Below are 14,324 nucleotides of genomic sequence, written 5' to 3'. Positions count from 1 at the left end.
CCCCCCCCCCCCCCCCCCCCCCCCCCCCCCCCCCCCCCCCCCCCCCCCCCCCCCCCCCCCCCCCCCCCCCCCCCCCCCCCCCCCGACCCCCCCCCCCCCCCCCCCCCCCCCCCCCCCCCCCCCCCCCCCCCCCCCCCCCCCCCCCCCCCCCCCCGAGCCTGTCGGGCGGATCCGCTCAGTGAGAGGGTGACGCGAGCTCGTGCTCCGATTCATCGTCCGGCGGCTCCTCCAGCTGATCCCGATCCTGCTGGGCCTGTCGGTGCTGCTCTTCGCCTGGCTGCGCGCCCTCCCCGGGGGGCCCGCCCAGGCCGCGCTGGGGGAGCGCGCCACCCCGGAGGCGATCGCCCGGTACAACGAGCTGTTCGGGCTCGACGAGCCGATCTACGTCCAGTACTTCCGCTTCCTGGGGCGAGCGGTCACCCTCGACTTCGGCAACTCCACGCAGTACGGCCGGCCGGTCACCGAGGTGTTCCTCGAGCGGTTCCCCGGCACGATCGAGCTCACCGTCTTCGCGATGATCTTCGCCATCGGCGTGGGCATCCCGCTGGGCTACCTCGCGGCCCGCCGGTACGGGAGCTTCTTCGACTCCGCCTCCGTCATCGGATCGCTGATCGGCGTGGCGATCCCGGTGTTCTTCCTCGCCTACCTGCTCCGGCTGCTGTTCGCCGTGGAGCTCGGCTGGCTGCCCGGGTCGGGGCGCCAGGACGTCCGGATGGACGCCACCCGGATCACCAACTTCTACGTCCTGGACGGGCTGATGACCCGGGAGTGGGACGCCGCCTGGGACGCCGTGCTGCACCTGATCCTGCCGGCCATCGCCCTGGGCACCATCCCCCTGGCGATCATCGTGCGGATCACCCGGGCCTCCGTCCTCGACGTCGTCAACGAGGACTACGTGCGGACGGCGAACGCCAAGGGCCTGGCGACGGCGACCGTGCGCCGCCGGCACGTCGTCCGCAACGCCCTGCTGCCGGTGTCGACGACGATCGGGCTGCAGACCGGCCTGCTCCTGTCGGGCGCGGTGCTGACCGAGACGGTCTTCGCCTTCGGCGGGGTGGGCCTCACCCTCCGGGACGCGATCACCTACCGGGACTTCGCCGTCCTCCAGGGCTTCATCCTCATGCTGGCGGTGGTGTACGTGCTGGTGAACCTGCTGGTCGACATCTCGTACGGCCTGCTCGACCCGCGGGTGCGCGTCCGATGACGCCTGCGGAATCGGACGAGGAGCGCAGCCGATGACGGCTCTCGGTGAGGTCAAGCGCGAGCGCATCGACGCCCTCGCCGCCCGGGCTGGCCGGCTCCCGGAGGGCGACGGCGGCCTGTCGCTCACCCGCAGCGCGTTCCGGCGGCTCCGCCGCGACCCGGTGGCGATCGCCGGCGCGGTCATCGTCCTGGTCTTCCTCGTCGTGGCGGCGTTCGCGCCGTTGCTCGCCCCCAGGGACCCGGTCACCCAGTACCTGCTGTCGGAGATCCGGCCCGGTGAGATCCCCGGCGCGCGCGAGGGCTTCCCCCTCGGTGTGGACAACCTCGGGCGCGACCTGCTCTCCCGGCTGGTCTACGGCGCCCGGCAGTCGCTCCTCATCGGCGTGGTCTCCACCGTGCTTGGCCTGGTGGTCGGCATGGCCCTGGGCGTGCTGGCCGGCGCCTTCGGCGGCTGGGTCGACACCGTGGTCATGCGGTTCGTCGACATCATCCTGTCGATCCCCGGCCTGCTCATGGCGATCACCGTCTCGGTGCTGCTGGGCCAGAACCAGTACGCGCTGATGATCGCGATCGCGGTCGTCCAGGTGCCGGTGTTCGCCCGGCTGCTGCGCGGCTCGATGCTCGCCCAGCGCGGCAGCGACTACGCCGTTGCCGCGCAGGCGCTCGGGGTGAAGAAGACGCGGATCGTGTTCGGGCACGTGCTGCCCAACTCGCTGTCGCCGGTGATCGTCCAGGCCACGCTCTCCCTGGCGACGGCGATCATCGAGGCCGCCGCGCTCTCCTACCTAGGCCTCGGCGACCCGGACATCGCCCGGCCCGAGTGGGGCGCGATGCTGGCCAACGCCCAGGACTTCCTGTCCATCCGGCCGGCGCTCGCCGTGTGGCCGGCGCTGTGCATCATCGTCGTCGCGCTCGGGTTCACGCTGCTCGGGGAACGCCTGCGCGAGGCCCTCGACCCGAAGTTCCGGAGGTGAGCAGCCTGCAGGCACCGGTGCTCGTGGTGGAGGACCTCGCCGTCCGGTTCACCCGCCGCGGCGAGGCCCCGACCCTCGCCGTCGACGGCGTCAGCTTCTCCGTCGCCCCCGGCGAGACGATCGGTCTCGTGGGGGAGTCCGGCTGCGGCAAGTCGGTCACCTCGCTGGCGATCATGGGGCTGCTGCCCCGGCGCGGCGTGCAGGTGTCCGGCTCGGTCCGGCTGGACGGGCAGGAGCTGGTCGGCGCCGACGACCGGACGCTGCGCCGGCTGCGCGGGGCCGACATGGCCATGGTGTTCCAGGACCCGTTGTCCTCGCTGAACCCCACCGTGCCCATCGGCACCCAGGTGACCGAGGTGCTGCTGGAGCACCGGGACATGGACCGCGGGCAGGCCGCCGACGAGGCGATCGTGCTGCTGGACAAGGTCGGCATCCCCGACCCGCGGCGCCGGCTGAAGGAGTACCCGCACCAGCTCTCCGGCGGCATGCGCCAGCGCGCGCTGATCGCCATGGCGCTGGCGTGCTCGCCGCGGTTGCTGATCGCCGACGAGCCGACGACGGCGCTCGACGTCACCATCCAGGCGCAGATCCTGGAGCTCCTGCGCGAGCTCGTCGTCGACACCGGGACGGCGCTGGTGATGATCACCCACGACCTCGGTGTGGTCGCCGGGCTCTGCGACCGCGTGCACGTCATGTACGCGGGGAAGATCATCGAGACCGCCGACCGGCACGACCTCTTCGCCCGGCCCCGCCAGCCCTACACCGGCGGGCTGCTGGCCTCGGTGCCGCGGCTGGACTCCGCCCGCGGGGCACCGCTCACGCCGATCCGCGGCTCGGCCGCCGACGCCATCCCGTGGGCGGAGGGGTGCGCCTTCGCGCCGCGCTGCGACAACGCCCGCGACGACTGCCTGACCGAGGTCTCCGGCAGCACCGTGCCGCTGGAGTACGACGGCCCCGGTCGCGAGCTGCGCTGCCGGCACCCGATCGAGTACCCGCCGTCCCCGCCCGCCGGGGCGACCGCTTCCGGAGCCGCCCGATGACCGCCGTCCCGACCGCTCCCGGCCAGGACGAGCTGCTGCGCGTCGAGGGCCTCGAGGTGCACTTCCCGATCAAGCAGGGGATCTTCTTCGACCGCACCGTCGGGCACGTGCGGGCCGTCGACGGCGTCGACCTCGTCGTCCCGCGCGGGGCCACCTACGGGCTGGTGGGGGAGTCGGGCTGCGGCAAGTCGACGCTGGGCCGGGCGATCCTGCGGCTGGTGGAACCCACCGCCGGGCGGGTGCTCTTCGACGGCACCGACGTCGCCGCGCTCAAGGGTGAGCCGCTGCGGCGGATGCGCCAGCGGATGCAGATGGTCTTCCAGGACCCCCTGGGCAGCCTCGACCCGCGGCAGAACGTGGAGTCGCTGCTGTCCGAGCCGCTGCGCGCGCACGGCATCGGCGGCGGCAAGGAGGGGATCGCGCAGCGGATCCGCACGCTGCTCGACGCCGTCGGCCTGCCCTCGGCGGCGCTGCGCCGCTACCCGCACGAGTTCTCCGGCGGCCAGCGGCAGCGGATCGGCATCGCCCGCGCCGTGGCGCTCGAGCCGGACCTGCTGATCGCCGACGAGCCGGTGTCCGCCCTCGACGTGTCGGTGCAGGCGCAGGTGCTCAACCTGCTGGAGGAGCTGCAGGAGCGGCTCGGCCTGACCTACCTGGTCATCGCGCACGACCTCGCGGTGGTGCGGCACATCAGCGACGTCGTCGGCGTGATGTACCTGGGCTCCCTGGTGGAGCAGGCGCCGGCCGACGACCTCTACGAGCAGCCGCTGCACCCCTACACGCGTGCGCTGATGAGCGCCGTCCCCGTGCCCGACCCGGAGGTCGAGGAGAGCCGGGAGCGGATCCTGCTGGCGGGTGACCTGCCGTCGCCGGCGAACCCGCCCAGCGGCTGCCGGTTCCACACCCGCTGCCCGTGGCGGCAGGAGACGCGGTGCGACGACGAGGTGCCCGCGCTGCGCGAGCTGGCGCCGGGGCGGCTGGTCAGCTGCCACTGGGCGGAGGAGATCCGCGACGGCGTGCTGCGGCCGCGGTCGCCGGAGGAGGCGCTGCACGCAGCCGCGGCCGCCCGTCCGGGGCCAACCCGACGCGGCGACGACGACCCCACCCCCTTCCTCGGGCGGGACGAGCCGCTGCCCCGTCAGGAGCAGGGCTGACCCTGCCGCCCCGGGCATAGGAAGCTTTGCGTGCGTTCTCGCACCCGGATACGCACGAAAAGCTTCCTATGCCTCAGTCGGTCACCACGACGTCGTCCCCGCGGCGGACCGCCCGGCGCACGCGCAGCCGGGCCACCGACCCCAGCAGCCGCACCAGCTGGGTGTAGACCGGCGTCGGCCCGTGGTAGCCGAGGAAGCCGCGCGGCCCCTGCACCATCTCGCCGGTGCGCACGTCGTAGCGGCTGCCGTGCCACGGGCAGACCAGGCACCCGTGGGCGTCGACGCTGCCCTCGGCGAGGTCGGCCAGCTGGTGGCGGCACCGCCGGGAGACGGCGAAGTACTCGTCGTCCCCCCGGTTGCCCACGGCCCAGCCGCCGGCGCGGCGGACCGCTCCGGGCGGCAGGTCGGCGGCGGGGACGGAGTCGGGCTCGGGCACGCGGGGCTCCTCGGCACGGCGGGTCGGCGGCGGAGGAGCCGTACCCACGGCGGTCGGGCCGGACCCCTCGGCCGTCGGTAGGGTCGTCCGGGTTCCCCTTCACCCGTCCAGGAGGTCTCCGTGCGCCGGCTGTGCGTCGTCCTGGGGGTGCTCGCCGTCCTCCTGCTCACCGGCGGGCCGGCGTACGCGGTGCCGCCGTTCCGGCTGCCCGACCAGGTCGTCGACGAGGTCGGCGTCCTCCAGGGTGGCGCCGGGCGGGTGCAGGACGTCGTCGACGACCTGCGCGCCGACACCCGGACCGACCTCTACGTGGTGTTCGTGTCCAGCTTCGACGGCGCGGACCAGGAGGAGTGGGCCCAGGCCACGGCCGAGCTGACCCAGCTCGGCGAGGAGGACGCGCTGCTGGCCGTCGCCGTCGACGACGGGCAGTACGGCACGGTGCGGCCGGCCGACTTCCCGGTCACCGGCGCCGAGTTCGACTCGCTGACCGACGAGCGGGTCGCCCCGCAGTTCGGCGAGGGCGACTGGGCCGGCGGCGTGGCGGCGTTCGCGGATCTGCTGCGCGACGGCGGCGCGGCCGCGGAGGAGCCGACCGGGTCCGCCGACGGCGGCTCCGGCGGGGTGGGGCCGCTGCTGGTGCTCGGCGGCCTCGCGGTCGTCGGGGGCGGCGCCTACCTGCTCAGCCGCTCGCGCCGGAACCGGAGCGGCACCGCTCTGCCGCCCGGTCGGCGGCGGGAGCCCGATCCGTACGAGGGCGTGCCCACCGACCAGCTGCAGGGCCGCGCCAGCGAGGCGCTGCTGGACCTCGACGAGGCCGTGAAGACCTCGCAGCTGGACCTCGACTTCGCCCGGTCGCAGTACGGCGAGGACGCCGTCGCCGGCTTCGACGCCGCGCTGGCGCAGTCCAGGAAGGAGCTCTCCCGGGCCTTCACCCTGCGCCAGGAGCTCGACGACGACATCCCGGAGGACGAGCCCACCACCCGCCGGATGCTGGCCGAGATCCTGGCGCTCACCGGCGCCGCCGGCGCCCGGCTCGACGAGCAGAGCGAGGCCTTCCAGCGGCTGCGCGACCTCGAGCACAACGCGCCGCAGGTGCTGGACGCGCTGGAGCCGCGGCTGGCCGGGCTGGGCGACCGGATCCCGCAGGAGGAGCAGCGGCTGGCCGCGCTCCGGAGCCGGTACGCGGCGACCGCATCCGCTCCCGTGGCGGACAACGTGGAGCAGGCCCGGGCGCGGCTGGCCGCCGCCGAGCAGGAGGTCCGGGAGGCGCGAGCGGCGCTGGCCGAGGGGCGGAGCGGCGACGCCGTCGGCGACATCCGCGCGGCCGAGGACGCCGCGGCGCAGACGGGCACGCTGCTGGACGCCGTCGGCCGGCTCGCCGCCGACCTCGACGCCGCCGCCGGCCGGGTCGCGGCCGCCCGCGCAGAGACCGAGAAGGACCTGGCCGAGGCCCGGGCGCTGGTCGCCGCCGGGGACCGCACGGGCCTGGAGCCGCAGATCGCCCGCGCCGAGTCGGCGCTCGCGGCCTGCGATACCGCCCTGCACCCGGCCGACGGCACCCCGGGTGACCCGCTGGCCGCGCTCCGGCAGCTCGAGGACGCCGACACCGCGCTCGAGGAGGCGCTCGCGGCGGCCCGCGACGCGCAGACCCAGGCCCGCCGGGCCGCGGCGGCGCTGGAGCAGTCGCTGCTCAACGCGCGCTCGGCGGTCGCCGCGGCCGCGGACTTCATCGACACCCGCCGTGGGGCGGTCGGTCCGCAGGCGCGCACCCGGCTCGCCGAGGCGCGGCGGCACCTGGAGGCAGCCGTCGACCTGGGCGGGACCGACCCGGTGAGCGCGCTGCGGGAGGCCCACCAGGCGGGCATGCTGGCCCAGCACGCCCTCGACCTGGCGCAGGACGACGTCGACCGGTGGAATTCCGGGTACGGACCCGGTGGGTTCGGCGGCGGCTACGGGGGCGGGTACCGCCGCGGTGGCGTGGACCTCGGCAGCCTCGTGCTGGGCGGCATCCTGCTGGGCGGCGGACGCGGCCACGGCGGCGGGTTCGGCGGCGGCTTCGGTGGTGGGGGCTTCGGCGGCGGCGGGTTCGGCGGCCGCGGCGGGGGAGGGTCGTTCGGCGGCGGCGGTCTCGGTGGGGGCGGCTCGTTCGGCGGCGGCGGCCGCGGCGGGGGCGGGACGTTCTAGCCCCGAACCGTCGTACTCCGGTGGGACGGTGACCTCCCCCACAACCGGAGGAGGCAACCATGCCCACGCGAGACACCCCCTGGCCGGCCGGGACGCCGTGCTGGGTGGACTACGGCGCCGCCGACCTGGCGGCGGCGAAGGAGTTCTACGCCGCGCTGCTCGGCTGGGAGTACACCGGCGGCGAGCCCGAGTTCGGCGGCTACCTGGACGCCCAGAAGGACGGGCGGGCGGTGGCCGGCCTCGGACCGCAGACGGACGGGGGCGCCCCGCCCCGCTGGACCACGTACTTCGCGACGGACGACGCGGCCGCCACGGTCACCCGGATCCGGGAGGCCGGTGGCACGGTCGTGGTGGAGCCGATGGCGGTCGGGCCGATGGGCACGATGGTCATCGCCCTCGACCCGCAGGGCCACCCGTTCGGCCTGTGGCAGGCCGGCGAGCACCCCGGCGTGCAGCGGTACAACGAACCGGGCTCGCTGGTGTGGAACGAGGCGGCGGTCGACGACCCGGCGGCGGCCCGGGAGTTCTACACCGCCGTCTTCGGGTTCCGGTTCGAGGAGATCCCGGGCGCGGAGGGCTACACGACCTTCGCCACCGGTGGTGACCCGCTGGGCGGGCTCGGCGGCGTGGTCCCCGGTGCGCCCAAGGGCTGGTCAACCTGCTTCGCGGTGGCCTCGACCGACGCCGCGGTCGCCGCGGTGACCGCCGCGGGCGGGAAGGTGCTCCTCCCGGCCGAGGACACCGAGTACGGCCGCTTCGCGGTCGTCGCGGACCCGTGGGGCGCGTCGTTCTCCGTCATGCAGGTGCCGGCCGGCTGAGCTCCGCCCGGCGGCCGGTGCGAACGGGGCGCACCGGCGGCGCCGGGCTCAGCCCGGCAGCTGCCCGTACGCGTGCTCGGGCCGGAACCGGACGACCAGCCGCCGGTCGGCGACCATCGCCGCCCGGTACTCGTCCCAGTTCTCGTGCTCGCCGGAGACGCCGCGGTAGTAGGCGATCAGCTCCTCGACGGTGGGGTCGTGCGGCTCCTGCGCGACCGGGGTGAGCTCGGCGGTGCCCTCGACGGCGACCCAGGTCCAGAAGTCCTTCGACGCCACGTGCAGCGTCACCCGCGGGTCGCGCTGCAGGTTGCGGGTCTTCGCGCGGTCGGCGGTCACCGAGACGCGGATCAGGCCGTCGTCCCAGGCGTAGCCGACGTTGGACAGCTGCGGTCGGCCGTCGCGCTTGATCGTGGCGAGCACGCCCCAGCGCTGCTCGGCGACGAACTGCAGCAGCCGAGGGTCCGGCCGGGTGGGGTCGCTCATGCCCGAAGCCTGCCTCAGCGGACCCGGCCGCGCGGCCGGAGCGCGACCGGGGGTAGCGGCGGCGCCTCCAGCCGGTCGCCGTCGTAACCGACGACGGTGCCGAAGCGCCGCGACTCGGCGTTCCACTGCTCGGCGTACTCGGCGACCTCCTCGCCCGAGCGGCCGATGAAGTTCCACCACATCACCAGGCGTTCCTCGAACGGCTCCCCGCCGAGCAGCAGCAACCGGGACGCCGCCCCTGCCCGCACCCGCAGCGCCGTGCGGCCGGTGCCCAGGTACAGCATCGCGCCGGGCTCGAGGACGACGTCGTCCACCGTGACCGACCCCGCTGACGCCAGGAGCCCGTACTCGAAGTCGGCCTCCAGCGGGAGCTCCACGTCGGCGCCGGCGGCGAGCTCCAGGTCGACGCCGACCAGCGGGGTGTAGGCCCGCCCCGGCGACGTCACCCCGCCGAAGCCGCCCATGAGCACCGTGGCGGTGAGCCCGTCGGAGCTGAAGCCGGGCAGGACGCCGTGGTGCTCGAAGTGCGGGGCGACCTCACGGTCGGCCTCCGGCAGGGCCACCCACAGCTGGGCCCCGTGCAGGTACCGCGGGTGGGTCGCCGGCGACTGCTCGGAGTGGGCGATCCCGTGCCCGGCCGTCATGAGCGCCAGCTCCCCGGGGCGGAACCGCACGTCGCTGCCGAGCGAGTCGCGGTGGTGCACCTCGCCGTCGAGCAGCCACGACACGGTCTGCAGCCCGGTGTGCGGGTGCGGCGGCACCTGCATGCCGGGGGAGGAGGTGATGTCGTCGGGGCCGTAGTGGTCGACGAAGACCCAGGCGCCGACCATCCGCCGGCCGAGCGTGGGCAGGAGGCGGCGCACGCGGGTGCTCTCGCCGAGCAGCACCTCCTTGCCCGGCAGCAGGTCCAGGGCGGGGCCGGCGGTGGTGCCCGCCAGCCCGCCCAGCCCGCGGGCGGGCGGGCGCGGTTCCAGGTTGCTCATCGTCGACGACTCCCTCTGCCGAGATCCCGTGATCTCGGCGGTTCCGGGGGCTCGATGTGCCGAGATCCCGTGATCTCGGCACGGGGTCGCGGGCGGGAGCCCCGCCGTCAGTCAGTCTCGCCCCGGACGGCGCGGTGCGGAACGGGTCCCTCGATGCGCTGCGCCGGGATCGAGCCGAGCCGGCCGGCGGAGAAGTCGGCGAACGCGTCGGCCACCTCCTGCCGGGTGTTCATCACGAACGGCCCGTACATGGCGATCGGCTCGTTGATCGGCCGCCCGCCGAGGACCACCACGTCCAGGGCCGGCGTCCGCGACTCCTGGTTCACCGCCCCGCGCACGGTCACGGTGTCCCCGGGGCCGAGCACCGCGAGCTGGCCGGTGCGCACCGGGGCGCCGTCGATCCCCACGGAGCCGGCGCCGGAGAGCACGTAGACCAGCGCGTTGAAGTTCGGCCGCCAGGGCAGGTCCAGCGTCGCGCCGGGGGAGACGGTCGCGTGCACCATCGCCATCGGGGTGTACGTCGAACCGGGGCCGGTGTGCCCGCCCACCTCGCCGGCGATCACCCGCAGCAGGGCGCCGGCGTCCGGGCTGGCGAGCAGGACCGACTCCTTCGCGCGCAGGTCCTGGTAGCGCGGCTCGACCCACTTCTGCGCCCGAGGCAGGTTCACCCACAGCTGCAGGCCGTGGAACAGGCCACCGCTGACCACCAGCTGCTCCGGCGGGCGCTCGATGTGCAGGACGCCGCCGCCGGCGGTCATCCACTGGGTGTCGCCGTTGCTGATCGTGCCGCCGCCGCCGTGGGAGTCGGCGTGCTCGAAGGTGCCGTCGAGGAGGTAGGTGACGGTCTCGAAGCCGCGGTGGGGGTGCCAGCTGGTGCCCTTCGGCTCACCGGGGGCGTACTCCACCTCGCCCATCTGGTCCATGTGGAGGAAGGGGTCCAGCGCGCGCAGGTCGACGCCGGCGAAGGCGCGGCGCACGGGGAAGCCCTCGCCCTCGAAGCCCGACGGGGCGGTCGTCACCGACCGGGTGCGGCGGCGCACCGTGCGGGGAGCGGGGAGCGGGACCCGCGGCAGGGTGGTGGTGTCCTCGACGGTCACGGCAGGCATGCCGGCCTCCTTGATTGAGGGCTCAACTAACGGTGACCGTAGCGCCCGGGGAGCCCGTTGTCTTCCCCTCTTCCCGCGCGAGATCTGCGAAGTGCCCCCTCGACGGCGGCTGATGGAGGCCAGTGTGCAGATCTGGTCCGGGCTGGGCGCAAAGAGACCTTTGCAAAGGCGTCTTTGTATTCGTAGCCTGACCGTGTGACCGAGAAGCCCCCGCCGCTGGAGCCGGCCGTCCAGGTGACCGACGTGCGCGCCCTGCGTGCACTGGCGCACCCGCTGCGCAGCCGGCTGCTCGGCCGGCTCCGGGTGCACGGCCCCGCGACGGCGAGCGGCCTGGCGCGGGCCGTGGGGGAGAGCAGCGGATCGACCAGCTACCACCTGCGCCAGCTGGCGGCCTACGGCTTCGTGGAGGAGGTCGAGGGCCAGGGGACGGCGCGCGAGCGGTGGTGGCGGGCCCGGCACCGGATGACCAGCTGGCAGGCCGGGGAGCTCGTCCCGCAGGAGGGCGGGGCCGAGGTGCAGGACGAGATGAGCCGGCTGCAAATCGACCAGCACGCCCGCGTGCTCGACGCCTGGTTCGAGCAGAAGGAGCAGCTCGACCCCGGCTGGACCGACGCCGCCACGCTGAACGACTACGGGCTCCGGCTGAGCCCCGACCAGGCGCGGGAGCTGATCGGCGAGCTGCACGCCACGCTCCGGCGCTGGATGGCCGAGCACCCTGGCGACGCGCCGCCGGCGGAGGGCACCGAGCAGGTCTGCGTGCTGCTCGACCTGGTCCCGCTGCGGGAGTGGCCGACGTGAGCGCGCCGCAGACCGTCCGCTCCGCCACCCGGCGGCTGGTCGGGCTGACCGCCCTGCGCTGGCTACCGGTCGGGCTCACGACGCCGATCACCGTCCTGCTCGCGCAGGCGCGGGGGCTCTCGCTCGCCGAGATCGGCGTGCTGTTCACCGTGCACGGGGTGCTGGTCGTGGTGCTGGAGCTCCCCACCGGCGGGCTGGCCGACGTGCTCGGCCGCCGTCCCGTCATCGTGGCCGGCGCCGTCCTGCACATCGCCTCGTGCCTGCTGATCGCGACGGCGACGTCGTTCGCCGGGTTCCTGGCCGGGGTCGTCGCCCTCGGGGTGGGCCGCGTGCTGGACTCCGGCCCGCTCGAGGCCTGGTACGTGGACACGGTGCACCGGCTGGAGCCGGGCGCCGACGTCGCCCCGGGCCTGGCCCAGCACTCGGCGGCCGACGGGGCGAGCCTCGCCGTCGGCGCGGTCGTCGGCGGGTTCCTCCCGGTGCTGCTCGGCGGTGGCGGTGCCGAGGGGCTCGCGCTCTCCTACCTGGGGGCCGCCGTCCTCGACGTCGCGTTCGTCGGCGCGGTGCTGTGGCTGCTGACCGAGCACCGGCCACCGCGCGAGGGGAGCGTCCTCGGCGCGCTGGCCGCCGGGGTGCGTGCGGTGCCGGCGACCGTGGGGGAGTCGGTGCGGGTGTCAGTGGGCGACCGCACCCTGCGGCGGGTCCTGGCGCTGACCGCCGTCACCGGCGCCGGGCTGGTCGTGTGCGAGCTGCTGGGCCCGGTCCGGTTCGCCGAGCTGACCGGCGGCCGGGACGGCGGCGCCGCGGTGTACGGCGTGGTCCTGGCGATCTCGTTCGCAGCCTCCGCGGTGGGGGCGGTGCTCGCGCCGGCCCTGCGGCGGCTGCTCCGCGGCTCCACCCCGGCCGCCTGCGCCGCGCTGTTCGCCGTCGGGGGCCTGTCGCTCGCCCTGGTCGCGGGGCCCGACACGCTGGTGCCGGCCGCCGCCGGCTTCGCCCTGTACTACCTCTCGCACGGCTCCGTCTGGCCACTGCTCGCCGCAGTCCTGCACACGCGGGTCGACGCCGCGCACCGGGCCACCGCCGTCTCGGCGATGTCGCTGGCGCTGGCGCTCGGCGGGATCGCCGGCAACCTCACCGTCCCGCCGCTGGCCGCCGCGACGAGCACCGGGACCGGTTTCCTCGTCGTCGCCGGCGTCGTGGCGCTCGGCCTCCTCGGCTGCCTGCGGCTGCCCCGGTCGACCGTCGCGGGCACCACCGTGGCCCCCGGGGAGGCGACCGTCGGATACTGAGGGCCCATGACTTCTGCGAGCAGCCGATGAGCGCGCCCCTCAACCTGGTCAACCTCGAGCGGGTGCACAAGGCCCACGGCACCACCGTGGTGCTCGACGACGTCTCCCTCGGCGTCGCCGCCGGCGAACGGATCGGGATCGTCGGCCGCAACGGCGGCGGCAAGAGCACGCTGCTGTCGCTGATCACCGGTGCCGACGACCCGGACTCCGGCCGGGTCACCCGCCGCGGGGACATCGCGATGGGGGTGCTCGACCAGTCCGGCACCCTCCCGCCGGGGGCGACGGTGCGCGACGTCGTGCTGCCGTCGTCGATGTTCGCCGCCGAGCACGAGTGGGCCGGCGACCCGGCCGTCCGCTCGGTGCTCACCGGCCTGGAGCTCGACCGGCTGGGCCTCGACGCGCCGGTCGCCCCCATGTCCGGTGGCGAGCGCCGGCGGGTGGCGCTGGCCGCCCAGCTCATCCGGCCGCTGGACCTGCTGGTGCTCGACGAGCCCACCAACCACCTCGACGTCGAGGGGGTGGCCTGGCTCGCCGAGTACGTGAAGCAGCGCACCGGTGGCCTGGTCGTGGTCACCCACGACCGGTGGTTCCTCGACGAGGTCTGCACGACCACGTGGGAGGTCGCCGACGCGAACGTGCACTCCTACGACGGCGGCTACTCGGCGTACACGCTGGCGCGGGCGGAGCGGGCGCGGATCGCCTCGGTCACCGAGGAGCGCCGGCTGAACCTGGTCCGCAAGGAGCTGGCCTGGCTGCGGCGCGGCCCGCCGGCCCGCACCAGCAAGCCGCGGTTCCGCATCGAGGCGGCCCAGGCGCTGATCGCCGACGAGCCGCCGCCGCGGGACTCGATGGCGCTGCAGGGCTTCGCCGCCCGGCGCCTGGGCAAGACCGTCTACGACGTGGAGGACGTCGACTACGCCGTCCCCACCGAGGACGGTCCGCGCACCCTCTTCAAGGATCTGACCTGGCACGTCGGCCCGGGCGACCGGATCGGCATCGTCGGGGTCAACGGCGCGGGCAAGACGTCGCTGCTCAGGCTCCTCGTGGGCGAGACCGAGCCCGACGCCGGGCGCGTGGTGGTCGGCCAGACGGTGGCGCCGGCATACCTGTCGCAGCACGTCACCGAGCTGCCGCGCACGCTGCGGGTGGTGGAGGCGGTGCAGGAGGTCGCCCGCGTCGCCCGGATCGGCAACCAGGAGATCTCCGCCTCGTCGCTCGCCGAGCGGTTCGGCTTCATGGCGAACCGGCAGTGGACGCCGGTCGGCGACCTCTCCGGCGGCGAGCGGCGGCGGCTGCAGCTGCTGCGCCTGCTGATGGCCGAGCCGAACGTGCTGATCCTCGACGAGCCCACCAACGACCTGGACATCGACACCCTGACGGCGCTGGAGGACCTGCTCGACAGCTTCCCCGGCACCGTGCTGGTGGTCAGCCACGACCGCTACTTCGTCGACCGGGTGTGCGACAAGGTCGTGGCGCTGCTCGGCGACGGGTCGCTGGCCGAGCTGCCCGGCGGGGTCGAGGAGTACCTGCGCCGCCGCGCGGCCGGCGGCGCCCCGCTCACCACGGCGGCCGGGGACGACGGCGCCCGTCCGGTGGGCGCCCCGTCGACGTCGGCCCCGGCGGTGTCGGCGGCCGAGGCCCGGGCGGCGAAGAAGGAGGCCGCCAAGCTGGAGCGGCGGATGCTCAAGCTGGACGCCGACGAGAAGAGGCTGCACGAGCAGCTGGCCGCGGCCGCCGCGGACTACGCCAAGGCCGCCGAGCTGGACACCCAGCTCAAGGCGGTGCAGGCCGAGAAGGAGCAGGTCGAGGAGGCCTGGCTGGTCGCCTCGGAGACCGCCGAGGGCTGAGCGCCGCGC

General features: G+C 75.2%; 13 protein-coding genes. 9 read left to right on the top strand and 4 right to left on the bottom strand.

The window, feature by feature from the left end; all coding sequences use genetic code 11:
• Positions 1-199: 199 nt before the first annotated feature.
• From ACI8AP_RS05045 to ACI8AP_RS05030, 4 genes are read left to right on the top strand one after another with little or no spacing between them, the layout of a single operon-like run.
• Positions 200-1,204 carry an ABC transporter permease gene (locus tag ACI8AP_RS05045; RefSeq protein WP_456588241.1) on the top strand — a complete coding sequence of 335 codons (1,005 nt, stop codon included), beginning with the start codon at positions 200-202 and terminating at the stop codon, positions 1,202-1,204.
• A gap of 31 nt (positions 1,205-1,235) precedes the next feature.
• Positions 1,236-2,177: an ABC transporter permease gene (locus tag ACI8AP_RS05040; protein ID WP_456588240.1), complete on the top strand. Its 942-nt coding sequence runs from the start codon at positions 1,236-1,238 to the stop codon at positions 2,175-2,177.
• Entirely contained in the window at positions 2,174-3,217 is a 1,044-nt protein-coding gene (locus tag ACI8AP_RS05035; RefSeq protein WP_456588239.1) for an ABC transporter ATP-binding protein, read from the top strand. Before ACI8AP_RS05040 ends, ACI8AP_RS05035 begins: the two co-directional genes overlap by 4 nt.
• Positions 3,214-4,371, top strand: coding sequence for an ABC transporter ATP-binding protein (locus ACI8AP_RS05030; protein ID WP_456588238.1), 1,158 nt, complete (start codon positions 3,214-3,216; stop codon positions 4,369-4,371). The genes ACI8AP_RS05035 and ACI8AP_RS05030 overlap by 4 nt, the downstream gene beginning before the upstream one ends.
• 73 nt (positions 4,372-4,444) lie before the next feature.
• Here ACI8AP_RS05030 and ACI8AP_RS05025 read toward each other — a convergent pair whose 3' ends face one another.
• Entirely contained in the window at positions 4,445-4,807 is a 363-nt protein-coding gene (locus ACI8AP_RS05025; RefSeq protein WP_456588237.1) for a Rieske (2Fe-2S) protein, read from the bottom strand.
• 120 nt (positions 4,808-4,927) lie between these two features.
• Here ACI8AP_RS05025 and ACI8AP_RS05020 point away from each other — a divergent pair, with 120 nt between their 5' ends.
• On the top strand, positions 4,928-6,991 hold the full coding sequence (locus ACI8AP_RS05020; protein ID WP_456588236.1) for a TPM domain-containing protein: 2,064 nt from the start codon (positions 4,928-4,930) through the stop codon (positions 6,989-6,991).
• Between the two features lie 59 nt (positions 6,992-7,050).
• Positions 7,051-7,809 carry a VOC family protein gene (locus tag ACI8AP_RS05015; RefSeq protein ID WP_456588235.1) on the top strand — a complete coding sequence of 253 codons (759 nt, stop codon included), beginning with the start codon at positions 7,051-7,053 and terminating at the stop codon, positions 7,807-7,809.
• A 48-nt stretch (positions 7,810-7,857) separates the two neighbouring features.
• Here the strand turns inward: ACI8AP_RS05015 and ACI8AP_RS05010 are convergent, their stop codons facing one another.
• The 3 genes from ACI8AP_RS05010 to ACI8AP_RS05000 all read right to left on the bottom strand — a co-directional run bounded on the left by ACI8AP_RS05010 (position 7,858) and on the right by ACI8AP_RS05000 (position 10,381).
• Positions 7,858-8,292, bottom strand: coding sequence for a PPOX class F420-dependent oxidoreductase (locus ACI8AP_RS05010; protein ID WP_456588234.1), 435 nt, complete (start codon positions 8,290-8,292; stop codon positions 7,858-7,860).
• Positions 8,293-8,306: 14 nt separating this feature from the next.
• Complete coding sequence (locus ACI8AP_RS05005; protein WP_456588233.1) at positions 8,307-9,275, bottom strand: pirin family protein; 969 nt, start codon at positions 9,273-9,275, stop codon at positions 8,307-8,309.
• Positions 9,276-9,382: 107 nt separating this feature from the next.
• The gene (locus ACI8AP_RS05000; protein WP_456588232.1) at positions 9,383-10,381 is read right to left on the bottom strand and encodes a pirin family protein; all 999 of its coding nucleotides are present in this window, start codon (positions 10,379-10,381) and stop codon (positions 9,383-9,385) included.
• 195 nt (positions 10,382-10,576) lie between these two features.
• Here ACI8AP_RS05000 and ACI8AP_RS04995 point away from each other — a divergent pair, with 195 nt between their 5' ends.
• Genes ACI8AP_RS04995 through ACI8AP_RS04985 form a run of 3 tightly spaced genes read left to right on the top strand, consistent with a single transcriptional unit; the run spans position 10,577 to position 14,315 of the window.
• Positions 10,577-11,179 carry a helix-turn-helix domain-containing protein gene (locus tag ACI8AP_RS04995; RefSeq protein WP_456588231.1) on the top strand — a complete coding sequence of 201 codons (603 nt, stop codon included), beginning with the start codon at positions 10,577-10,579 and terminating at the stop codon, positions 11,177-11,179.
• Entirely contained in the window at positions 11,176-12,468 is a 1,293-nt protein-coding gene (locus tag ACI8AP_RS04990) for an MFS transporter (RefSeq protein ID WP_456588230.1), read from the top strand. The genes ACI8AP_RS04995 and ACI8AP_RS04990 overlap by 4 nt, the downstream gene beginning before the upstream one ends.
• 26 nt (positions 12,469-12,494) lie before the next feature.
• Positions 12,495-14,315, top strand: a complete 1,821-nt coding sequence (locus ACI8AP_RS04985; protein ID WP_456588229.1) for an ABC-F family ATP-binding cassette domain-containing protein — start codon at positions 12,495-12,497, stop codon at positions 14,313-14,315.
• Positions 14,316-14,324: the final 9 nt, after the last annotated feature.

The organism is Blastococcus sp. SYSU DS1021 (assembly GCF_054050995.1).
Note: the sequence above shows the minus strand (reverse complement) of the source record. Positions and strands in the feature narration are given on the sequence as shown.